Genomic DNA, 20,743 nt, shown 5'->3' with positions numbered 1-20,743 from the left:
CGATGTTTCCTCAAGCTCCGACGTCACAGAGAGTATTACTCTGCAGCGGTTTCGCCTTCTTCATCTTCAGCTACAACACGTGGCGCGTGGACGTTGGCAACAGCCTTGTCGTCGTTGTGAGCCAGTGCAACGAACTCAACGCCTTTAGGGGCCTTGAGGTCGGACAAGTGAATGATGGTGCCGATTTCAGCGGCCGACAGGTCGACTTCGATGAACTCAGGCAGATCTTTCGGCAGGCAGGTTACTTCCAGCTCGGTAGCAGTGTGGGAAACAACGCCGCCTTTCTTGACCGGAGCGTCTTCACCAACAAAGTGCACAGGCACGATAGCGGTCAGTTTCTGGCCAGCAACAACGCGAACGAAGTCAGCGTGCATGATGAACTGCTTGGACGGGTGACGCTGCATCGCTTTAACGATGACGTTCTGCTTGGTGCCGTCGACGTTCAGTTCGATAACGTGGCTGTAGGCAGCTTCGTTTTCGAACAGCTTGGCGATTTCCTTGGACAGGATAGTCACTGATTCAGCAGGCTTGTTACCACCGTATACAACGGCTGGGATGTTGGCGGCGTGACGCAGGCGGCGGCTCGCACCTTTCCCCAGGTCAGTACGCGCTTGGGCGTTCAGAGTAAAGTCATTCATGTTGTATCTCCAAAATAGCCATCATCGAGCGGCGTTTGCGACCAGCGCCAGACTCGACATGGGCAAAAAAGCCCCGCCCCAACAACATGTCGGGGCGGGGCGCTTTTCGTCAGTGAGATGGACCGAAGGTTTGACCCTTAACGGAACATCGCGCTGATCGATTCTTCATTGCTGATGCGGCGAACCGCCTCGGCAACAACCGGTGCGATATCCAATTGACGGATACGCGAACAGGCTTGAGCAGCAGCGGACAACGGGATGGTGTTGGTCACCACCAGTTCGTCCAGCATGGAATTTTCGATGTTCTCGATCGCTCGGCCAGACAACACAGGGTGTGTGCAGTAGGCGAAGACTTTAGCGGCACCGTGCTCTTTCAAGGCTTTCGCCGCGTGGCACAGGGTGCCGGCGGTGTCGACCATGTCATCAACCAGAATACAGGTACGCCCTTCGACATCACCGATGATATGCATCACTTCAGAGTGATTGGCTTTCTCGCGGCGTTTGTCGATGATCCCGAGGTCCACGCCCAAGGATTTGGCAACGGCCCGTGCACGCACGACGCCACCAATGTCCGGGGACACGATCATCAGGTTTTCAAAGCGCTGGTCTTCGATGTCATCCACCAATACGGGGGAGCCGTAGATGTTATCTACCGGAATATCGAAGAACCCCTGGATTTGGTCAGCGTGCAGGTCAACCGTGAGAACACGGTCGATGCCTACCACGGTCAGCATGTCAGCAACGACTTTCGCGCTGATAGCCACACGTGCGGAGCGCGGACGGCGATCCTGACGGGCATAACCAAAGTAAGGGATTACAGCTGTGATTCGAGTCGCTGAGGAGCGGCGGAAGGCATCAGCCATCACGACGAGTTCCATCAGGTTATCGTTGGTCGGAGCGCAAGTCGGCTGAATAATGAAAACGTCTTTACCGCGAACGTTTTCATTGATCTCGGCTGTAATTTCGCCGTCGGAAAATTTACCGACAGAGATGTCACCGAGAGGGATATGCAGCTGACGTACGACACGTCGAGCCAGATCGGGGTTGGCGTTCCCCGTAAAGACCATCATCTTGGACACGCGCAGTACCTAGAGGCTGAGGGTAACCTGGATGAGTATAGGAAAATGGCAGGGGCGGCTGGATTCGAACCAACGCATGGCAGGATCAAAACCTGCTGCCTTACCGCTTGGCGACGCCCCTGTATCTGTTGCAACGAGTGCCTAACACTCGGTTCCTTTAGAGCAGACTTTGCAGCTTGCGATGCAACATCGAAACGTTGCTTCCCTTTGCTACAAACCCTGTAAGGGTCTCTGTAAGAAGGGCCGAGACTTTATCAGCTTCAGCTTTGCTTGGGAAGCCCCCAAACACACAACTTCCAGTTCCGGTTAATTTTGCTTCGGTAAATTTACCTAACAAATTCAAAGCGTTACGTACCTCTGGATAACGCCTTGCTACAACCGGTAAGCAGTCATTTCGACTGTTTCCCTTGGGAACGGGGCGCACTTTAATGGGAGGAGAGTTACGTGTCAACAGCGGATCTGAAAAAATTTCTGCTGTACTTACAGATACTTGCGGAACAAGCACGACATACCACGGCTCTTCGGGGTATTCCGGGGTGAGTTTTTCGCCCACACCCTCGGCGAAAGCGGCGTGCCCACGCACGAAAACCGGGACGTCGGCGCCTAGCGTCAGGCCCAGCGCAGCCAGGCGATCATCGTCCCAGCCCAGGCGCCACAAGTGGTTCAGGCCCAGCAAAGTCGTCGCGGCATTCGAGCTGCCGCCACCGATACCGCCGCCCATGGGCAGGATTTTATCGATCCAGATATCGATGCCGAGCGGGCAACCGGATTGCGCCTGAAGTTTTTTCGCCGCCTTCACAATCAGGTTGCTGTCGTGAGGTACGCCTTCGAATTCGGTATGCAGCTGGATCACGCCATCGTCGCGCACGGCGAAGGTCAGCTCATCGCCGTAGTCGAGAAATTGAAACAGCGTCTGCAGTTCGTGATAGCCGTCTTCACGGCGACCCAGGATGTGCAGCATCAGGTTGAGTTTGGCCGGGGAGGGCAGGGTCAATGTTTGTACGGACACGTTATTGCCCCAGTTTGCGCGGTTGCCAGTCCTTGATCACCAGCGTGACATCAAGGTCGGGGCCGTGCAGCTTGATGCGCTCGGGCAGCCAATAACCGCTTTGTTCCACATAGCTCAAATACTCGACCTGCCAGCCATTCTGCTCCAGCGCCGCCAGGCGGCTATCGCCGTTCAGGCTCAGGCGACTCTTGCTGTCCGGTGCGGGCAAGCCGCGTACCCACCAGACCAGATGAGACACCGGCAGCTTCCAGCCAATCTGTTGTTCAAGCAGTTCTTCCGGCGAGGTGGCTTCATAGCGACCCTGGTTGGCCACTTCAAGGCTGACGTGTCCCGGTCGACCGGTCAGGCGCGCCGCGCCACGGCCCAGGGGACCCGACAGGCGAATATCGTAGTAGTCCTGGCGTTGCAGCCAGAACAAGGTACCGCTGCCGGAGTCCTTGGGGGCGCGGACGCCGACTTTGCCTTCAATCTGCCAGCCATCAATGCTGCTGAGCTGGTCCTTGTGTTGCTGCCATTGCGCCGGGTTGCCCTGGCCTTCGACGGATTCACGGGAACCGAAGCCTGCGCAACCGGCGAGCAGGGCAATGAAGCTGAAAACGATAACGTGGCGCAAGAACATAAGCTTAAAGGGTCTCGGATCCGGTCAGGCGCTTGATGGTGCCGCGCAGGATAGGGCTTTCGGGTTGTTCCTTGAGGAATTTTTCCCAGATTTGGCGTGCTTCGCGCTGCTTGCCATTGGCCCACAGCACTTCACCCAAGTGGGCGGCAACTTCCTGGTCGGGAAAGCGCTCCAGTGCCAGGCGCAGCAGGCGTTCAGCTTCGTCCAGGTTGCCCAGGCGGTAATTCACCCAGCCCAGGCTATCGAGTACGGCAGGGTCTTCCGGGTTGAGCTTGTGGGCTTGTTCGATCAGCACCTTGGCTTCGGCGTAGCGCGTCGTGCGGTCAGACAAGGTGTAGCCCAGGGCGTTGAGAGCCATGGCATTGTCCGGGTCGCGCTTGATGATCAGGCGCAGGTCTTTTTCCATCTGCGCCAGGTCATTGCGTTTTTCGGCCTGCATGGCGCGGGTGTACAGCAGGTTCAAATCGTCAGGGAACTGCAGCAAGGCTTGTTGCAGCAGTTTCCAGGCACGCTCGCCCTGTTTGTTGGCCGACAAGGTCTCGGCCTGGATCAGGTACAGCTGGATCGCGTAGTCAGGTTCGGCATCCCGCGCAGCGGCCAGGCGTTTTTCCGCCTCGTCGGTACGGCCGTTGCTCATCAGGATATCGGCCTGGCGCAATTGGGCCGGCAGGTAGTCGTTGCCGGGGCCGACTTGTGCGTATTCGAGCAGGGCAGCTTGTGGGTCGTTGCGTTCTTCAGCGATACGGCCGAGGTTCAGGTGGGCCGAGTCCACATGGCTTTCGCGCTGGATCAGCTCTTCCAGATACCCCTTGGCCTCGTCCCAGGCCTTGGCTTCCAGGCATACCAGTGCCAGGGAATAACGCAACTCGTCGTCGTCCGGGTATTGCTGGACCAGGTTGGCGAACTGCACTTTGGCGTCCTCCATGCGGTCCTGTTCCACCAGCATGCGGGCGTAAGTCAGGCGCAGGCGCTTGTCGTCCGGATACTTCTTGATATTTTTTTCCAGCAGAGGAATCGCTTCCTTGCCGCGATTGAGGTTCTGCAACAGGCGTGCGCGCAGCAGGATCGGGGCGATTTCGCCTTCTTCCGGCGGGTTCTGCTCGAGCAGCTTCAGGGCTGCGTCGGCTTCGTCGTCCTGTTGCAGCAGCAGTGCCTTGCCGAACACCAGTTGGCTGTTCTTCGGATGTTTTTGCAGCAGGCGGTCGAAACTCTTCATCAGGCCATTGCGCGTGTCCTGGTCGGTGTCGGCAGCCGACAGCGCGAGGAAGTCGAAATGGGTGTCGCCCTTGCCCTGCAGGACTTTCTCCATATAGACCATGGAGTCGTCATAGCGCCCGGCGCGCGCCAGCTGAATCGCTGCCGCCCGTTGTGCTTCCAGATCGTCCGGGGCGTTTTTCGCCCAGATCAGCGACGTGTCCAGCGCAGCCTGGTCGGCGCCCAGGTATTCGGCGATGCGGAAGGCCCGCTCGGAAATGCCCGGATCCTGGGTGTTGATGGCCTGGGTCACGTAGTTATCCAGCGCAATGTCGAAGCGATTGCGTTGGCCGGCCAGCTCCGCGGTCAGCAGGCTGTACACCGTTTCTTCACTGAACGAGGAATAAACCTTGGGCTTTTCAGGGGCGGGGGTGCTGTCTTCCACCGGCGGGGTACCGTCCGGCGACACGGGTGCCATGGCCTGGCAGCCGCTGAGGAAGACAAAAGCAAGGAGCAACGCGGAGGATCTATTCATATAGGAAGAGGACGACTAACCTGCGGTCGGATCATCATGACACAAGCCTTCGGCCAAACATAACCGAGTCTCAATGGGGGCCTTTATAGGCACAAGGCATTAGGACAATAGACGACGGTGGTTGTTCTGAATCTTTCGAAGTAGGACAATTGTCGGCTTCCCGACATCATCAGCGATATTGAATGGCCTTCCTCGCACTCGGTATTAACCACAAGACTGCCTCCGTAGACGTGCGCGAGCGCGTGGCGTTTACGCCAGAGCAGTTGGTTGAGGCCCTGCAGCAGCTCTGCCGGCTCACCGACAGTCGCGAAGCAGCGATCCTTTCGACCTGCAATCGCAGTGAGCTTTATATAGAACAGGAACATCTTTCAGCGGATGTGGTGCTGCGCTGGCTGGCCGATTACCACCATTTGGACCTCGATGACCTGCGCGCGAGCGCTTATGTGCACGAAGACGATGCGGCAGTTCGTCACATGATGCGCGTGGCGTCCGGTCTCGATTCGCTGGTGTTGGGCGAGCCGCAGATCCTTGGCCAGATGAAGTCCGCCTACGCCGTGGCGCGTGAGGCCGGCACCGTCGGCCCGCTGCTGGGTCGCCTGTTCCAGGCCACGTTCAACTCCGCCAAGCAGGTGCGTACCGACACCGCCATCGGCGAAAACCCGGTGTCCGTAGCGTTCGCTGCGGTCAGCCTGGCCAAACAGATTTTCAGTGACTTGCAACGTAGCCAGGCCCTGCTCATCGGCGCCGGCGAGACCATCACCCTGGTCGCCCGCCACCTGCATGACCTGGGGGTGAAGCGCATCGTGGTGGCCAACCGTACCCTGGAGCGTGCCAGCATCCTCGCCGAGCAGTTCGGCGCACATGCCGTGCTGCTGGCAGATATCCCGGCCGAATTGGTGCGCAGCGATATTGTGATCAGCTCCACCGCCAGCCAGTTGCCGATTCTTGGCAAAGGCGCGGTCGAAAGCGCGTTGAAGCTGCGCAAGCACAAACCCATCTTTATGGTGGATATTGCCGTCCCCCGCGATATCGAGCCCGAAGTCGGCGAGTTGGACGACGTTTACCTCTATAGCGTCGACGATTTGCACGAAGTGGTCGCCGAAAACCTCAAGAGCCGCCAGGGTGCAGCCCAGGCCGCTGAAGAAATGGTCAGCGCCGGCGCAGACGACTTCATGGTGCGCCTGCGTGAGTTGGCCGCAGTGGACGTGCTCAAGGCGTATCGTCAGCAAGGCGAGCGCCTGCGCGACGAGGAGTTGCTCAAGGCCCAGCGCTTGCTGGCCAACGGCAGCAGCGCTGAAGACGTGCTGATGCAACTGGCCCGAGGCCTTACCAACAAGTTGCTCCACGCGCCCAGCGTACAATTAAAAAAGCTTACCGCCGAAGGCCGCCTCGATGCGCTGGCCATGGCCCAGGAACTCTTTGCCCTCGGTGAGGGCGCGTCAGATAGCTCTTCGGATAAAAAACTGCAATGAAAGCGTCACTGCTCAATAAACTGGACGTGCTCCAGGACCGTTTCGAAGAACTGACCGCGCTGCTCGGCGATGGTGAGGTCATCTCCGATCAGGCCAAATTCCGTGCCTATTCGAAGGAATACGCCGAAGTTGAGCCGATTGTGGCGACCTACAAGCACCTGACCAAAGTGCAGGCCGACCTTGAGGGTGCCCAGGCACTGCTCAAGGACAGCGACCCGGACATGCGCGAAATGGCCGTGGAAGAAGTCCGCGAAGCCAAGGAAAAACTGGCCGAGCTGGAAGGCGACCTGCAGCGCATGCTGCTGCCCAAGGACCCGAATGACGGGCGCAACGTGTTCCTCGAAATCCGTGCCGGCACCGGCGGCGACGAGGCAGCGATTTTCTCCGGCGACCTGTTCCGCATGTATTCGCGGTATGCCGAGCGTCGCGGCTGGCGTGTCGAGATCCTGTCCGAGAATGAAGGCGAGCACGGTGGCTATAAAGAGGTTATCGCGCGGGTCGAAGGCGACAACGTCTACGGCAAGCTCAAGTTCGAGTCCGGCGCGCACCGCGTGCAGCGGGTTCCGGCGACCGAGTCCCAAGGCCGAATCCACACCTCGGCGTGCACCGTCGCGGTGTTGCCCGAGCCGGACGAACAGGAAGCGATCGAGATCAACCCGGCCGACTTGCGTGTCGACACTTACCGCTCGTCGGGCGCTGGCGGTCAGCACGTTAACAAGACCGACTCGGCGATCCGTATCACCCACTTGCCGTCGGGCATTGTGGTGGAGTGTCAGGAAGAACGTTCCCAGCACAAGAACCGTGCGCGTGCCATGTCCTGGCTGTCGGCCAAGCTCAACGACCAACAGACCAGCGCCGCCGCCAATGCAATTGCCAGCGAGCGCAAGTTGCTGGTGGGCTCGGGCGACCGCTCCGAGCGCATCCGTACCTATAACTTTGCCCAGGGCCGGGTCACCGACCACCGGGTCAACCTCACGCTTTATTCCCTGGACGAGATCCTCGCCGGTGGCGTGGACGCGGTGATCGAACCGTTGCTTGCCGAATATCAAGCGGATCAGTTGGCGGCGATAGGTGAATAAATGACCATTATTGCCAGCCTGCTGCGCGCCGCCGACCTGCCCGACTCGCCTACCGCGCGCCTGGATGCCGAGTTGTTGTTGGCGGCGGCGTTGGGTAAATCCCGCAGCTACCTGCACACCTGGCCCGAGAAAATCGTCAGCAGCGAAGACGCGCTGACGTTCGCCGGCTACCTGCAGCGCCGTCGCGGCGGCGAACCGGTCGCCTATATCCTCGGCCAGCAGGGTTTCTGGAAGCTGGACCTGGAGGTCGCGCCGCATACGCTGATCCCGCGTCCGGACACCGAACTGCTGGTGGAAGCGGCCTTGGAATTGTTGCCGGCCACGCCCGCCAAGGTCCTCGACCTGGGCACCGGCAGCGGCGCCATCGCCTTGGCCCTGGCCAGTGAACGGCCAGCCTGGCAGGTCACCGCCGTCGACCGTGTGCTGGAGGCCGTGGCCCTGGCCGAACGCAATCGCCAGCGCCTGCACCTTAATAACGCGACGGTGCTGAACAGCCATTGGTTCAGCGCGCTGCCAGGTCATACCTATGACCTGATCATCAGCAACCCGCCGTACATCGCCGCCAACGACCCGCACCTGGTGGCGGGCGACGTGCGTTTTGAGCCGGCCAGCGCATTGGTGGCCGGTCATGATGGTTTGGACGACTTGCGCCTGATCATCAAAGAAGCCCCCGCTCACCTGAATGCCGGCGGACGACTGCTGCTGGAGCATGGTTACGACCAAGCCCCGGCCGTGCGCGACCTGCTATTGAGTGAAGGCTTTGAAGAGGTACACAGCCGCATCGACCTCGGCGGTCACGAGCGCATTACCCTGGGGCGTCGCCCGTGCTGACCGACCAGGAGCTGTTGCGCTATAGCCGACAGATTCTGTTGCAGCATGTCGACATCGACGGCCAATTGCGCCTGAAAAACGCCCGTGCGTTGATCGTCGGCCTCGGTGGCCTGGGTGCACCGGTTGCGTTGTACCTGGCGGCGGCCGGTGTGGGCGAGTTGCATCTGGCGGACTTCGACACGGTCGACCTGACCAACCTGCAGCGCCAGATCATCCATGACACCGACAGCGTCGGGCAGGCCAAGGTCGACTCGGCCCTGCGTCGCCTGACCGCCATCAACCCGGAAATCACACTGGTCGCCCATCGCACCGCGCTGGATGCCGATTCCCTGACCGCCGCAGTAGAAGCGGTGGACGTGGTGCTCGATTGCAGCGACAACTTTTCCACCCGTGAAGCGGTGAATGCCGCCTGCGTCGCCGCTGGCAAGCCGTTGATCAGCGGCGCGGCGATTCGCCTTGAAGGGCAGTTGTCGGTGTTCGACCCGCGCCGCGCCGAAAGCCCGTGCTACCACTGTTTATATGGGCATGGCAGCGATACCGAACTGACCTGCAGCGAAGCCGGCGTGGTGGGCCCGCTGGTAGGGCTGGTCGGTAGCCTGCAAGCGTTGGAGGCCCTGAAACTGCTGGTCGGTTTCGGCGAACCCTTGGTCGGCCGCTTGTTGCTCATCGATGCCTTGACCACGCGGTTTCGCGAGTTGCGCGTCAAGCGTGACCCCGGTTGCAGTGTGTGCGGGACGCAACATGGTTAAGGACGCGCCAATCGGTGTGTTCGATTCCGGTGTCGGCGGGTTGACCGTGCTGGACGAAATCCAGCAGCTTTTGCCCCATGAATCGCTGCTGTACGTGGCCGATTGCGGGCACATCCCCTACGGCGAGAAAAGCCCGGCGTTTATTCTCGAGCGTTCGCGGCGGGTGGCGGCGTTTTTCCGGGAGCAAGGCGCCAAGGCCTTTGTGATTGCCTGTAATACCGCCACCGTCGCCGCTGTCGCCGACCTGCGGCTGGATTTTTCCGATTGGCCGCTGGTGGGCATGGAGCCTGCCGTCAAACCTGCCGCCGCGGCTACTCGCAGTGGTGTGGTCGGGGTGCTTGCCACCACCGGTACGCTGCAAAGCGCCAAGTTCGCCGCCTTGCTCGACCGTTTCGCTACCGACGTGAAGGTCGTCACCCAGCCGTGCCCTGGCCTGGTCGAGCTGATTGAAAGCGGAGACTTGGACAGCCCGGCCCTGCGCCAGTTGTTACAGCGGTACATCGAGCCGCTGCTCAGCGCCGGTTGCGACACCATCATCCTCGGCTGCACCCACTATCCCTTCCTCAAGCCGCTCCTCGCGCAGATGCTGCCCCCTAGCATCATCCTCATCGACACCGGCGCCGCCGTGGCCCGTCAGCTCAAGCGTCTGCTCGGCGAGCGCGACCTGCTGGCCGTTGGCAGCCCTGAACCTGCACAGTTCTGGACCAGCGGCGATGTGTATCACCTAAGAAATATCCTACCGACACTATGGAAATATCCGGGCGTTGTGCGAAGCTTTGGTGCGTGAAAATTTCGTGAAATTCCGGCGTTAATCACTGGAACTTCTGACTACACGCCAGCTTCTATAGCGAGATAGCCTGTAAAAAACCATATAACTTCGTTCGGAAAGGATGTTTCTTATGAAGCGCTTGTTCTGTTTGGCTGCGATTGCGGCCGTTGTAGTGGGGCACTCTGTTTCGGCACAGGCCGCTGGCCTGGAATTGGGGGTGGGGAGCACCAGCGATTCGACCATGACCTATCGGCTGGGGCTGACATCGGACTGGGATAAAAGCTGGTGGCAGAGCGATACCGGTCGATTGACCGGCTACTGGAGCGGCGCCTACACCTATTGGGACGGTGACAAGCGTGCCAGCGCCAGCAGCCTGTCGTTCTCGCCGGTATTTGTGTACGAATTTGCCGGCGAATCGGTGAAGCCTTATATCGAAGCCGGGATCGGGGTGGCGGTGTTCTCGCGCACCAAGCTGGAAGACAACAACATCGGCCAGGCTTTCCAGTTCGAAGACCGCCTGGGCTTCGGCCTGCGCTTTGCCGGCGGGCATGAAGTGGGCATCCGTGCCACGCATTACTCCAATGCGGGGATCAGCAGCAATAACGACGGGGTAGAGAGCTACTCGTTGCACTACACCTTGCCGTTGTAACCCTTCAGGACACTGAAAAAACCATGTGGGAGGGGGCAAGCCCCCTCCCACAGTTGATTCCCACAATCTTCAGCATCAGCGGTAGGCGGTAGCGATACCCTGTCGCTCTTCCAGGCACTCGGGCGCGCCCATCTCGAACTCCCGGCAAATCAGCGGACGTCGCTCGTAGATCGTACACATCATCGTGTCCCGATCCAGCGCCGCGCACCAGCCGTCGTCCAGGCGCAGCATCACTTCGCCGCCCCAATCATCGGTGTCGATATAGCGCTCCGGTACGCCCGTATCGGTGATCAGCATGACTTCCAGCTGACAGCAGCAGGCCGCACACGTCGAGCAAGTGACGACGGGTTCGGTGATTTGGGTATGCGGGATGTTGGTCATAGGCGCGCAGTGTAAGGCAAGCGGGTGGCACACGTGTGAAGCGACTGACGGACGTCAGCGCGCCAATCGGTGCAGCCCCACGAATACCGCGGCCCACAGCAGCGCCAGCACGGCCATCGTGGGCGCGAGGCCGAAACCAAACTGCACCCCCGCCAACTGGCTGCCGGCATAGTAAGAGAGCGGGCCGCCCAAGGCGCCCAATACCGCCGCACGCCACCAAGGGCGGGCGCTCCAGGCCAGGCAATGGCGCAGCGTGGTCGCCAGCAACGCCCACAGCAGGATCAACCAGAAAGGAATCAGCGGGCCCGGCTCGGTGAACTGAAACACCCCCAGCGTGCGCAATGCGGTATCCAGTAGCGTGCCCAAGACGGTAACGCTGAGGATCAGCCTGCCGTCTTCAGTCCACGAACTTATCCACATCAGATGAACCGCCAGCACGGCCAGTCCTACCAGTAACCAACGGCTGTCACCGCCGAGCACGCAGGCAAACCAGCCGCACTGGAAGAGTGCGGCATTGGCCAGCGTCTTAAGCACTGAAACGCCCGAGCAGCGGCGGGTTGATCGCCGACGGCTTGGCCAGCAGCAATTGCGCCGTGCCGATCGTGCGCTCCATAAAGCCGCCTTCGCAGTAGCACAGGTAAAACTCCCACAGACGCAGGAAGTATTCGTCGTAGCCTAATTCTGTGAGGCGGCCGTGGGCGCGGCGAAAATTCTCATGCCACAGGCGCAAGGTGCGCGCGTAGTGCAGGCCGAAATCCTCCATGTGCAACAGGTTCATATCGGTATCGCGGCTGACGATGTGCAGCATGTTCTGCACGCAGGGCAGGGCGCCGCCGGGAAAGATATAGCGCTGGATAAAATCCACACTGCGCTTGGCCTGTTCAAAGCGCTGCTCACGAATGGTGATGGCTTGCAGCAACATCAGCCCGTCATTCTTGAGCAAGTGCGCGCATTGCTTGAAGTAGGTTGGCAGGAAGCGATGCCCCACTGCCTCGATCATCTCGATGGACACCAGCTTGTCGTACTGGCCGGTCAGGTCGCGGTAATCCTTCAGCAGCAGCGTGACCTGGCTTTGCAGCCCCAGGGCCGCGATGCGTTGCTCGGTGTAGGCGAACTGTTCCTTGGACAGGGTCGTGGTGGTGACCTTGCAACCGTAATGTTGCGCCGCGTACAGCGCCATGCTGCCCCAGCCGGTGCCGATTTCGAGTAGATGATCGGTGGGCTTGAGCGCGAGCTTTTGGCAGATGCGTTCCAGTTTGTTCAGTTGCGCCTGCTCCAGGGTGTCCTCAGCAGTTAGAAACTGCGCCGCCGAGTACATCATGGTGGGGTCGAGAAACTCTTCGAACAGGTCATTACCCAGGTCGTAGTGGGCGGCGATGTTTTTCTGCGAGCCCTTGCGCGTGTTGCGGTTGAGCCAGTGCAAGCCCTGGGTGAACGGCCGAGCCAGGCGCGCGAGGCCACCTTCCATCGCGTCGAGCACGTCCAGGTTGCTGACCATCACGCGCACCACGGCGGTCAGGTCCGGACTGGTCCAATAACCGTGGATAAATGCTTCACCGGCACCGATGGAGCCGTTGGCCGCCACCAGGCCCCACACGGCTGAATCGAGCACTTGGATCTCTCCCAGCAAGTGCGCTTCCCGTGCGCCGAATACTTGCCGCTCGCCATCCTCGATCACCACCAACTGGCCATGGCGCAATTGGCTGAGTTGGCGCAGCACGCCTTTGCGCAATAGCGCAGTGGTCATGCCATTGACGTTCAGGCGATTGCCCTTGACCGATAAGCTAGGGGATTTCATGGCGGCGATCCTTGGTATACCCGACTGCGGTGCGTGAGGCGCCATCGGCGGCCTGATGGGAAAAAATCGGTGTGCGTTTGAGTAACAGGCGCGTGGCTTGCCAATAGATGGCCAGGCAGGTCTTGGCGGTCATCCACGGAAAGCGCCACAGGTAGCGGTGCAGGCTGGCGCGGTTGAGCGTTTCTTTTCGCAGGCTCAAGGTCGCGTCGAAGACCTTTTGCGTGCCCTGCCAATCGGCCATGTGCACGCCGAGTTTGGCGGCGGGTGGGCTGAAGCTCATGCGGTATTCCAGGTCGCGCGGCAAGAACGGCGACACATGGAAGGCCTTGGCCACGGCGAAATGCTGATGCTCATCCGCACTCAAGGCCTGGGCCGGCAGCACATAGTGATAGCGCTCGCGCCACGGGGTGTTGGTCACTTCACACAGGATCGCGGCCAGACGTCCGTCGGCCTCGAAGCAGTAGAAGAAACTCACGGGGTTAAAAGCCAGGCCCCAACTGCGAGCCTGGGTCAGTAGGCAGATAACGCCCTGGGGTGTACGCCCCAGTGCCTTGCCGACTTCCTGGCGCACGGCATCGCTCAAGCTCATGCCGGTGCGCGTGAATTCACGCAGGTAGTCCTGCTGGCGAAAACCGAAGGGCGCCAAACGGCTGCGCCCCGCCAGAGGTGAAAGCCCGAGCACTTGCTGCTCTTCGCTCAGGTCCAGGTACAGCAGGCCGATGCGGTAGCGAAAGGCATGGGCCTTGGGCGTAAACCGGCGATGGGCTATCCAGCCACTGTACAGGGCGCTGTTCACAGGGTTTCCCCAAAGGCTTCGGCCACGCGCAAGGCGCTGACCACGCCGTCTTCATGGAAACCGTTGGCCCAGTAGGCGCCACAGTAGAAGGTGTTACGCACGCCAGACACGTCCTCCCAACGACCTTGGGCCGCCACCGCTGCCAGGCTGTATTGCGGGTGGGCGTAGGTGTAGCGGGCCAGGACCTTAAGCGGGTTGATCATCGACGTCTGGTTCAGGCTCACGCAAAAGGTGGTGGCGCTGTCGATGCCTTGCAGGATGTTCATGTCGTAAGTCACCGCCGCCTGCGTGTGCGTGTTGCCGGTCAGGCGATAGTTCCAGCTGGCCCAGGCCAGCTTGCGGTCGGGCAGCAGGCGGGTATCGGTGTGCAGCACCACGTCGTTGTCGGCGTAGGGCATTGCGCCGAGGATCTCCCGTTCGGCCTGGCTGGGGTCCGCGAGCAAGGCCAATGCTTGGTCGCTGTGGCAGGCGAAGACCACACGGTCAAAGGTTTCGCTGCCGGCAGGGCTGTGGATAATCACGCCGTCGTCCGTACGCTCAACTTGATGCACGGGGCAATTGAGGCGGATGTGTTCGCGAAAGCGGCGGGTCAGCGGTTCGATGTAGCGGCTTGAGCCACCTTCGATCACGCACCACTGTGGGCGATTACTCACCGAGAGCAAGCCGTGGTTCTTGAAGAAGCGCACAAAGAACTGCAAGGGGAACCCGAGCATGTCGGCCAATGACATCGACCAGATCGCCGCGCCCATCGGCACGATGTAGTGGCGGATAAACCGCTCGCCGTAATGCCCGGCCGTGAGGTAATCGCCCAGGGTCATCTCGGCGCTGATGCGTTGTTCCTGCAGGTCCAGCGGTGCCTGGCGGTTGAAACGCAGGATATCGCGCAACATGCCCCAGAACCCCGGCGACAAGATATTGCGACGCTGGGCAAACAAGCTGTTGAGGTTATTGCCGTTGTACTCGAACCGGGTGTTCTCGTCGCACACCGAAAAGCTCATTTCGGTGGGTTTGAACGTTACCCCGATTTGCCCCAGCAGGCGCATGAAGTTGGGGTAGGTCCAGTCGTTGAACACGATGAAACCGGTGTCTACCGCATAGCTTTTACCCTCGACGGTCACGTTGACCGTGTGGGTATGCCCGCCGATGCGGTCGCCCGCTTCGAACACCGTGATGTCATGACGGCGACTGAGCAGGTAGGCACTGGTGAGGCCGGCGATGCCGCTACCGATGATGGCGATCTTCACAGGTCGTCCTTTTTCGGCGGTGGGCTGCGCAACATGCGTTTGCCGATGATCAGTTGTGCGCGGTTCGGCAGTTTCGACAGCGGCCAGAGGGTGGCGATAAACAGGGCGGGAAAGGCAATTTCCAGCGGACGTTTATCCAGCTTGGCGAAGATATGCCGTGCGGCTTTGTCCGCCGACCAACTGAGCGGCATCGGGAAATCATTGCGTTCGGTCAGTGGCGTGTCGACGAAGCCTGGGCTGATCACGGTCACGTCGATATTTTCTGGCGACAGGCTGATGCGCAAGGATTCGAACAGGTAACGCAAGCCGGCCTTCGAGGCGCCATAGGCTTCGGCGCGCGGCATTGGCAGGTAGGTCACGGCGCTGGCGACGCCCACCAGGTGCGGCGTTGATCCTGCGCGCAACAGCGGCAGGGCGGCTTCGATGCAATAGCTGCTGGCCAACAGGTTGGTGCGCACCACGTGCTCGATGATCGATGAATCAAACTGCCGTGCGTCCACATATTCACAGGTGCCGGCATTCAGGATCACGGTGTCCAGCGCGCCCCAGGCCCTGCCGATCTGTTCACCGATCTCGCGTACGGTCTGGCTGTCGGTCAGGTCGCCCGCCACCACCAATACTTGGCTGGGATAGCGTTGCGCGAGCGCCTCCAAAGGCCCTTTCGTGCGCGAGCTCAGCGCCACATGGGCGCCGCTGTTGAGCAGTTCCACGGCCAGCGAGGCACCGATGCCACTGCTGGCACCTGTCAGCCAGTAACGACGGGGGGGTACTGCGCTCATCCCACTCTCCTTTTCAGCCAACCGACGACTCTGCCCAGCACGGGTAAGTGCTCGTACAGCAGAGCGCCAGCATCGAAATAATCACGGTGGCGGTACACCTTGTCTCGCCACATCAGGTGCGAGCAGCCTTCCATCCGGATGACCTTGCCGTTGGCCAGGCGCGGGTGGCAAAAACTCATCTTCCAGCGCAGGTAACCTTCACCTTCGGCCACTTGGTCGAAACCGTGGAAGTCGAAACGCAACTGGCTGACATTCCCGTACAGCTCCGCGAAGTAGCGGTGCAGGGCAGGCAGGCCATGCACTTCGTGCAAGGGGTCGGTAAAGGCGATGTCTTGGCTGTACAGGCTGTCCAGCAGGTGCAGGTTGTGTTTGTCCAGCGTGGCAAAGGCCTGGGCGAAGCGGCGCAGGAAGTCACTCATATTCGCCCCCTGCGGCCTGGCGCGAGGGCAGGCTGCGGAAGGCGGCCAAGGCGCGTTCGCGGGATTTTTTCAGGTCGACAATCGAGCGCGGGTAGTCCGCCACGCCGAACAAACCACCGGCGGCGTCGGGGTTGTGTACGTCCTTTTTGTTCAGCGCGGCCAGTTCCGGCAGCCAGTGCTTGATGAACACGCCGTCACTGTCGAACTTTTCCGATTGGCTCAACGGGCTGAAAATCCGGAAGTACGGCGCCGAGTCGGTGCCGGTGGACGAACTCCACTGCCAGCCACCGTTATTGGCCGCCAGGTCGCCGTCGATCAGATGGCGCATAAAGAAGCGCTCGCCCTCGCGCCAGTCGATCAGCAGGTTCTTGGTCAGGAACATCGCCACCACCATGCGCAGGCGGTTGTGCATCCAGCCGGTTTCCAGCAGTTGGCGCATGGCGGCGTCGATAATCGGCAGGCCGGTGCGCGCCTCCTGCCAGGCCGCGAGGTCTTTGGGCGCATTGCGCCAGGCCACGGCTTCGGTTTCGGGGCGGAACGCGCGGTGGCGCGAGACCCGTGGGTAGCCCACCAGAATGTGCTTGTAGAACTCGCGCCAGAGCAATTCGTTGATCCAGGTAATGGCGCCCATGTCGCCGCTTTCGAACTCGCCGCCGTTGGTTTGCAGCGCGGCGTGCAGGCACTGGCGCGGCGAAACCACACCCGCCGCGAGGTACGCCGAGAGCTGACTGGTGCCGGGCTTGGCGGGGAAGTCGCGCTCGTCCTTGTAGTAGCTGATTTGCTGGTCGGCAAAGGCATCGAGACGCCGACGTGCTTCGTCCTCACCCGCCGGCCACAAGGCTCGCAGCGCTTGGCTGGGGGGCTCGAAACCTTCGACGGTTGTCGGTATCGGATCGCTTTTCAGCGTGAGCGCGGCCTGAGCCTTTGGCGCTGCGACGATGCGTGGCAGGGCGCTGTGCAAGCGGCTGTAGCAGACCTTGCGAAACTGGCTGAACACCTGGAAATAAGTACCGGTCTTGGTCAGCACGCTGCCGGGCTGGAAGAACAGTTGGTCCAGGTAGCTGTGGAAGCTGACACCTTGCGCTTCCAATGCCTTGGACACGGCCGCATCGCGACGGCTTTCGTGGATGCCGTATTCCTCGTTGACGTGCACCGACTCAACCGACAGTTCCTGGCACAGCTGGCTCAGTACGCGGGGCGCCTGGTCCCAGGTGGCTGCGGTGCGGATCAGCAGGGGAATGTTCAGCTCGCCCAGGGTGGCGCTCAGCGCGTGCAGGTTGCGCAGCCAGAAATCCACTTTGCACGGCGCATCGTCGTGGGCCAGCCACTGCTCGGGCGTGATCAGGTAAACAGCCGCGATCGGGCCCCGCTGGCTCGCGGCGGCCAGGGCGGTGTTGTCGTGTAGGCGCAGGTCGGTGCGCAGCCAGATCAGATGCATTTAAACAAGTCCACGCTGGATCAGTAGCTGGTGGGCCGCCAATGGCTCTTCGGCGACGAGCAACTCAGGGATGTCATGGGTTAATACGGCCATCTCGGCCTGGTGGATGCATACCGTTGGTCCGACGATCAACTTTGGGCAACTGATGCCGCTCAGAAGTTTTGCGAATGCCGACAAATGGAGCGCCTTGCTTGAATACAGCAGCACGGCGCGCGGTTGCAGATGTTCCACCGCCAGGGCCAGTTCACCAGGAGGCAGCGGCCAGTCGAAGACTTCTACCGGGCAGTCGGCACTGCTCGCCAGCCAGGCGCTCAGCCACAGATGCGGCTCCAGCGGCAGGTCGGATTGATTCACCAGCAGAAATGGCGCGCCGTGCAACTGGCGGTTGTTGTGGTAGATACGCGCACCGAACTTGCTGCGCAGCCAGGACAGGAAGAACACCCGCTCCATCTGCGCGCCGAATTGACCCTGCCAACGCTGTTCCAGCTCTTGCAGCAGTGGCATCAGCAGTTGCTCGCACAAGGTGCGTGGCGGGTACAGCGCCATGGCCTGGTTGAACGCATCGTCGACGCGGCGTTCGGCCAATTCGCTGATGGCGTGCACCAGTGTCTGGCGCAGGGTGTGCCATTCGTTTTCCACCGTATCGGGGACGGTCAGGGCCGAGTCGATCAGGCCTTTGACCTGGCTGACCGGTACGCCGCGATTGAGCCAGGTGAGAATGGTGTGGATACGCTGGACATGCTCGGCGCTGAACAACCTATGGCCCTTGGGCGTGCGCTGCGGCACGATCAGGCCGTAGCGGCGTTCCCAGGCGCGCAGTGTCACGGCGTTGACGCCGGTCTGGCGCGCCACTTCGCGGATCGGCAGCCAGCCGTCTTGGAGGGCTTGGGCAATGTCTTCGCCGGGTTCGTCTAGCAGGGCAGCTTTCATGGTCTAGATCGCATTTCGCAGGCTGAGGTTTTCCGGATGCGGTTGCAGGTACGCCTGCTGCGCGATGTAGCGATCCGGGTGTTGGCGAAAGTGGTGTTTGAGCAGGGTCAACGGCACCACCAATGGCACGATGCCGTGACGGTATTGGCCGATGACGGTTTGCATTTCCTGCTTGTCGTCGGCGCTGATGGCCTGCTTGAGATAGCCGCTGATGTGTTGCAGCACGTTGGTGTGGGTGCCACGGGTAGCGCACTTGGTCAGGCCGGTCATCAGGTCGCTGAAATAACAACTGGCCAATTCGTCGAGGTTGGCGCCCTTGGTCATGCTGCCCAGCAGGTGGCCGAGACTTTTGTAATGCGCGGGGCTGTGGGCCATCAACAAGTATTTGTAGCGCGAATGAAAGGCCAGCAGGCGGTGACGGGTCAGGCCTTCGGCGAGCAATTGCTGCCAACTGGCGTACACGAACACGCGGGTCAGGAAGTTTTCACGCAGCACGGGGTCATTCAGCCGGCCATCTTCTTCCACTGGCAGGTTAGGGTGGCGTGCACAAAAGGCCTGGGCGTAGATGCCGCGTCCGCCGCCGTCGACCGGGGTGCCGTTTTCGCGGTACACCTTGACCCGCTCCAGGCCACAGGACGGCGACTTCTGCATAAAAATGTAACCGCACAGGTCAGTGTGTTCCGCGGCCATCTGCTGGCCGTAATCATCCAAAGGCTGGGTGACGTTCAGCTCGCGGTTCACCGTGCCGACGGCTTGCGGGTGGGCGGGGTCGCCCACCAGGCGGATAGGTTCACGCGGGATGCCCAGGCCAATGGCGACCTCGGGGCACAACGGCACGAAGTCGAAATAGTCGGCGAGGGTCTGGCTGCACAGCAGGGATTGTTTATGGCCACCGTTGAAACGCACGTTCTCGCCCAGCAGGCAGGCGCTGATGCCTATCTTCGGTTTGGTGGTGCTGGACATAAACCCATCCTCTGCAAGATTCCTGTACAAGATTTAAATCTTGTACAACTAAATCTCATCATAGGTTCGATGCTGTACAAGTCAAATTATTTGTACAAGTTTATGCGCAGGCTATTTCCAGCCGATTTTCCACGCGTCGACATCTTGCAGGGTTTGCCAGGGCAGGCGTTCGCTGCGGAGGGTCATGATGGCTTGCAGTTCGATTTCCAGCACGGTGCCTTCATCGTCGCGAAACAGCTCTGTGACCAGAAAGTGTTTTTCTTTGTTTCGGGGGCGCGCTGCTGTCCACTTCGACAGCAGCAATTTTGCGGGATTGATACGGTTCATTGCAGGTGTTCGATCAAGCGTCGCGCGGCTTCCTGGCCGCTGAGCCATGCACCTTCCACGCGGCCCGACAGGCACCAGTCGCCACACACATACAGGCCCAAGTCGGCATCGGCCAGCACGCCGAACTCGTGGCTGCTTGACGGTCGCGCATAGAGCCAGCGGTGCGCCAGGCTGAACGACGGCGCGGGCATGGCGCTGTGCAGCAGTTCGGCGAAGGCGCCGTGCAGGTGCTCGATCACCGCCTCCTTGGACAGGTCCAGATGGGCCTTGCTCCATGCGCTGGTGGCATGCAGCACCCAGGTATCGAGGGCGGTGTCGCGCCCCGGTTTGCTGCGGTTGCGCGCGAGCCAGTCGAGGGGGCTGTCTTGTACAAAGCAGCCTTCCATGGGCGTATCCAGGGGTTTATTGAACGCCAAGGCGATGGCCCAGGTCGGGTCCATCTTCACGCCGGCGGCGGCACTCGCCAGCTTGGGCGCGGCAGCCAGCAGGGCAGTGGCCTGGGGCGCCGGGGTGGCGATGATGACGTGGCTGAAGGGACCATGGTTTTCGCTGTCTGCATCCAGCAGGTTCCAGTGTTGTTTGCCCTGGAACACTTCGGTGATGCGGCACCCGAACTCCACCGGCAGGTCATCGAGCAGGGCCCGGGTTATTGCGCTCATGCGTGGCGTGCCGACCCAGCGGATTTGTTCATCGGGGGAGGGTGTGAGCTGGCCGGATTTGAAGTTATACAGCTGGGGCTTCCATTGCTCGGCCCAGCCATTGCTTTGCCAACGCTGCACTTCGTTGACGAAGCGCCGGTCGCGGGCGGTGAAGTATTGCGCGCCCATGTCCAGGGAGCCGGCATCGCTGCGCTTGCTGGACATGCGGCCACCGCTGCCGCGGCTTTTATCGAAGAGTTGTACAACGTGCCCCGCGTCTCGTAACGCTCGGGCGGCGGAGAGACCGGCGATGCCGGTGCCGATGATCGCGATGGGAACAGTCATGGGAGGCCTCGTTTTACCGTTGGGTACAGACTACGCCGACACCAATAGCTGTACAATATTGT

The 20,743-nt window shown here is 60.8% G+C and carries 23 protein-coding genes and 1 tRNA gene; 6 read left to right on the top strand and 18 right to left on the bottom strand.

The window, feature by feature from the left end; translation table 11 throughout:
- Positions 1–35 precede the first annotated feature (35 nt).
- The 6 genes from BM403_RS07680 to BM403_RS07655 form a co-directional block, all read right to left on the bottom strand.
- Positions 36–638: a 50S ribosomal protein L25/general stress protein Ctc gene (locus tag BM403_RS07680; protein WP_012722105.1), complete on the bottom strand. Its 603-nt coding sequence runs from the start codon at positions 636–638 to the stop codon at positions 36–38.
- A gap of 137 nt (positions 639–775) precedes the next feature.
- Positions 776–1,717, bottom strand: a complete 942-nt coding sequence (locus tag BM403_RS07675; RefSeq protein WP_003208392.1) for a ribose-phosphate pyrophosphokinase — start codon at positions 1,715–1,717, stop codon at positions 776–778.
- 46 nt (positions 1,718–1,763) lie between these two features.
- Positions 1,764–1,838 (bottom strand) — tRNA-Gln (locus BM403_RS07670).
- A 36-nt stretch (positions 1,839–1,874) separates the two neighbouring features.
- On the bottom strand, positions 1,875–2,726 hold the full coding sequence (gene ispE / locus BM403_RS07665) for a 4-(cytidine 5'-diphospho)-2-C-methyl-D-erythritol kinase (protein ID WP_093542288.1): 852 nt from the start codon (positions 2,724–2,726) through the stop codon (positions 1,875–1,877).
- A gap of 1 nt (position 2,727) precedes the next feature.
- Positions 2,728–3,345 carry a lipoprotein insertase outer membrane protein LolB gene (gene lolB / locus BM403_RS07660; RefSeq protein ID WP_093542284.1) on the bottom strand — a complete coding sequence of 206 codons (618 nt, stop codon included), beginning with the start codon at positions 3,343–3,345 and terminating at the stop codon, positions 2,728–2,730.
- 4 nt (positions 3,346–3,349) lie between these two features.
- Positions 3,350–5,074, bottom strand: a complete 1,725-nt coding sequence (locus BM403_RS07655) for a tetratricopeptide repeat protein (RefSeq protein WP_064054701.1) — start codon at positions 5,072–5,074, stop codon at positions 3,350–3,352.
- 182 nt (positions 5,075–5,256) lie between these two features.
- Between BM403_RS07655 and hemA the strand changes: the two genes are divergently transcribed.
- From hemA to BM403_RS07625, 6 genes are all read left to right on the top strand, one after another.
- The gene (gene hemA / locus BM403_RS07650; protein ID WP_046034117.1) at positions 5,257–6,546 is read left to right on the top strand and encodes a glutamyl-tRNA reductase; all 1,290 of its coding nucleotides are present in this window, start codon (positions 5,257–5,259) and stop codon (positions 6,544–6,546) included.
- Positions 6,543–7,625 carry a peptide chain release factor 1 gene (prfA, locus tag BM403_RS07645; protein ID WP_012722110.1) on the top strand — a complete coding sequence of 361 codons (1,083 nt, stop codon included), beginning with the start codon at positions 6,543–6,545 and terminating at the stop codon, positions 7,623–7,625. The genes hemA and prfA overlap by 4 nt, the downstream gene beginning before the upstream one ends.
- Positions 7,626–8,456, top strand: coding sequence for a peptide chain release factor N(5)-glutamine methyltransferase (prmC, locus tag BM403_RS07640; RefSeq protein ID WP_046034116.1), 831 nt, complete (start codon positions 7,626–7,628; stop codon positions 8,454–8,456).
- Positions 8,450–9,205, top strand: coding sequence for a molybdopterin-synthase adenylyltransferase MoeB (locus BM403_RS07635; protein ID WP_093542279.1), 756 nt, complete (start codon positions 8,450–8,452; stop codon positions 9,203–9,205). Before prmC ends, BM403_RS07635 begins: the two co-directional genes overlap by 7 nt.
- Positions 9,198–9,992, top strand: a complete 795-nt coding sequence (murI, locus tag BM403_RS07630; RefSeq protein WP_093542276.1) for a glutamate racemase — start codon at positions 9,198–9,200, stop codon at positions 9,990–9,992. The genes BM403_RS07635 and murI overlap by 8 nt, the downstream gene beginning before the upstream one ends.
- A gap of 112 nt (positions 9,993–10,104) precedes the next feature.
- Positions 10,105–10,623, top strand: coding sequence for an acyloxyacyl hydrolase (locus BM403_RS07625; RefSeq protein ID WP_043204758.1), 519 nt, complete (start codon positions 10,105–10,107; stop codon positions 10,621–10,623).
- Positions 10,624–10,698: 75 nt separating this feature from the next.
- Here BM403_RS07625 and BM403_RS07620 read toward each other — a convergent pair whose 3' ends face one another.
- The 12 genes from BM403_RS07620 to BM403_RS07565 all read right to left on the bottom strand — a co-directional run bounded on the left by BM403_RS07620 (position 10,699) and on the right by BM403_RS07565 (position 20,681).
- Positions 10,699–11,004 carry a YkgJ family cysteine cluster protein gene (locus tag BM403_RS07620; RefSeq protein ID WP_043204759.1) on the bottom strand — a complete coding sequence of 102 codons (306 nt, stop codon included), beginning with the start codon at positions 11,002–11,004 and terminating at the stop codon, positions 10,699–10,701.
- A gap of 54 nt (positions 11,005–11,058) precedes the next feature.
- Positions 11,059–11,538, bottom strand: a complete 480-nt coding sequence (locus tag BM403_RS07615; RefSeq protein WP_093542271.1) for a DUF2878 domain-containing protein — start codon at positions 11,536–11,538, stop codon at positions 11,059–11,061.
- Positions 11,531–12,802 carry an SAM-dependent methyltransferase gene (locus BM403_RS07610; RefSeq protein WP_012722117.1) on the bottom strand — a complete coding sequence of 424 codons (1,272 nt, stop codon included), beginning with the start codon at positions 12,800–12,802 and terminating at the stop codon, positions 11,531–11,533. Before BM403_RS07610 ends, BM403_RS07615 begins: the two co-directional genes overlap by 8 nt.
- Positions 12,789–13,598, bottom strand: a complete 810-nt coding sequence (locus tag BM403_RS07605; RefSeq protein WP_093542267.1) for a DUF1365 domain-containing protein — start codon at positions 13,596–13,598, stop codon at positions 12,789–12,791. The genes BM403_RS07610 and BM403_RS07605 overlap by 14 nt, the downstream gene beginning before the upstream one ends.
- Entirely contained in the window at positions 13,595–14,842 is a 1,248-nt protein-coding gene (locus tag BM403_RS07600) for an NAD(P)/FAD-dependent oxidoreductase (protein WP_093542263.1), read from the bottom strand. The genes BM403_RS07605 and BM403_RS07600 overlap by 4 nt, the downstream gene beginning before the upstream one ends.
- Positions 14,839–15,621 carry an SDR family NAD(P)-dependent oxidoreductase gene (locus tag BM403_RS07595; protein WP_093542261.1) on the bottom strand — a complete coding sequence of 261 codons (783 nt, stop codon included), beginning with the start codon at positions 15,619–15,621 and terminating at the stop codon, positions 14,839–14,841. The genes BM403_RS07600 and BM403_RS07595 overlap by 4 nt, the downstream gene beginning before the upstream one ends.
- Positions 15,618–16,040 (bottom strand): nuclear transport factor 2 family protein, encoded by a 423-nt coding sequence (locus tag BM403_RS07590; RefSeq protein WP_093542259.1) that lies wholly within the window; start codon positions 16,038–16,040, stop codon positions 15,618–15,620. Before BM403_RS07590 ends, BM403_RS07595 begins: the two co-directional genes overlap by 4 nt.
- Positions 16,033–17,478 (bottom strand): deoxyribodipyrimidine photo-lyase, encoded by a 1,446-nt coding sequence (phrB, locus tag BM403_RS07585; protein WP_012722122.1) that lies wholly within the window; start codon positions 17,476–17,478, stop codon positions 16,033–16,035. The genes BM403_RS07590 and phrB overlap by 8 nt, the downstream gene beginning before the upstream one ends.
- On the bottom strand, positions 17,479–18,408 hold the full coding sequence (locus tag BM403_RS07580) for a MerR family transcriptional regulator (RefSeq protein ID WP_046034107.1): 930 nt from the start codon (positions 18,406–18,408) through the stop codon (positions 17,479–17,481).
- 3 nt (positions 18,409–18,411) lie between these two features.
- On the bottom strand, positions 18,412–19,371 hold the full coding sequence (locus tag BM403_RS07575) for a YbgA family protein (protein WP_046034105.1): 960 nt from the start codon (positions 19,369–19,371) through the stop codon (positions 18,412–18,414).
- A 111-nt stretch (positions 19,372–19,482) separates the two neighbouring features.
- Positions 19,483–19,698: a TIGR02450 family Trp-rich protein gene (locus BM403_RS07570; RefSeq protein ID WP_046034103.1), complete on the bottom strand. Its 216-nt coding sequence runs from the start codon at positions 19,696–19,698 to the stop codon at positions 19,483–19,485.
- Positions 19,695–20,681: an NAD(P)/FAD-dependent oxidoreductase gene (locus tag BM403_RS07565; protein WP_093542257.1), complete on the bottom strand. Its 987-nt coding sequence runs from the start codon at positions 20,679–20,681 to the stop codon at positions 19,695–19,697. The genes BM403_RS07570 and BM403_RS07565 overlap by 4 nt, the downstream gene beginning before the upstream one ends.
- Positions 20,682–20,743: the final 62 nt, after the last annotated feature.

Origin of the sequence: Pseudomonas sp. OV546, from assembly GCF_900116845.1 — a bacterium.
Taxonomy (GTDB): domain Bacteria; phylum Pseudomonadota; class Gammaproteobacteria; order Pseudomonadales; family Pseudomonadaceae; genus Aquipseudomonas; species Aquipseudomonas petroselini.
This window is presented reverse-complemented; position numbering and strand designations above follow the sequence as displayed.

Coding starts and splice junctions, on each gene's coding strand:
- BM403_RS07565 (WP_093542257.1), bottom strand. CDS start 20,681: ATGACTGTTCCCATCGCGATCATCGGCACCGGCATCGCCGGTCTCTCC.
- prfA (WP_012722110.1), top strand. CDS start 6,543: ATGAAAGCGTCACTGCTCAATAAACTGGACGTGCTCCAGGACCGTTTC.
- BM403_RS07590 (WP_093542259.1), bottom strand. CDS start 16,040: ATGAGTGACTTCCTGCGCCGCTTCGCCCAGGCCTTTGCCACGCTGGAC.
- BM403_RS07580 (WP_046034107.1), bottom strand. CDS start 18,408: ATGAAAGCTGCCCTGCTAGACGAACCCGGCGAAGACATTGCCCAAGCC.
- phrB (WP_012722122.1), bottom strand. CDS start 17,478: ATGCATCTGATCTGGCTGCGCACCGACCTGCGCCTACACGACAACACC.
- BM403_RS07575 (WP_046034105.1), bottom strand. CDS start 19,371: ATGTCCAGCACCACCAAACCGAAGATAGGCATCAGCGCCTGCCTGCTG.
- BM403_RS07625 (WP_043204758.1), top strand. CDS start 10,105: ATGAAGCGCTTGTTCTGTTTGGCTGCGATTGCGGCCGTTGTAGTGGGG.
- BM403_RS07595 (WP_093542261.1), bottom strand. CDS start 15,621: ATGAGCGCAGTACCCCCCCGTCGTTACTGGCTGACAGGTGCCAGCAGT.
- BM403_RS07680 (WP_012722105.1), bottom strand. CDS start 638: ATGAATGACTTTACTCTGAACGCCCAAGCGCGTACTGACCTGGGGAAA.
- murI (WP_093542276.1), top strand. CDS start 9,198: ATGGTTAAGGACGCGCCAATCGGTGTGTTCGATTCCGGTGTCGGCGGG.
- hemA (WP_046034117.1), top strand. CDS start 5,257: ATGGCCTTCCTCGCACTCGGTATTAACCACAAGACTGCCTCCGTAGAC.
- BM403_RS07655 (WP_064054701.1), bottom strand. CDS start 5,074: ATGAATAGATCCTCCGCGTTGCTCCTTGCTTTTGTCTTCCTCAGCGGC.
- BM403_RS07610 (WP_012722117.1), bottom strand. CDS start 12,802: ATGAAATCCCCTAGCTTATCGGTCAAGGGCAATCGCCTGAACGTCAAT.
- BM403_RS07620 (WP_043204759.1), bottom strand. CDS start 11,004: ATGACCAACATCCCGCATACCCAAATCACCGAACCCGTCGTCACTTGC.
- prmC (WP_046034116.1), top strand. CDS start 7,626: ATGACCATTATTGCCAGCCTGCTGCGCGCCGCCGACCTGCCCGACTCG.
- lolB (WP_093542284.1), bottom strand. CDS start 3,345: ATGTTCTTGCGCCACGTTATCGTTTTCAGCTTCATTGCCCTGCTCGCC.
- BM403_RS07570 (WP_046034103.1), bottom strand. CDS start 19,698: ATGAACCGTATCAATCCCGCAAAATTGCTGCTGTCGAAGTGGACAGCA.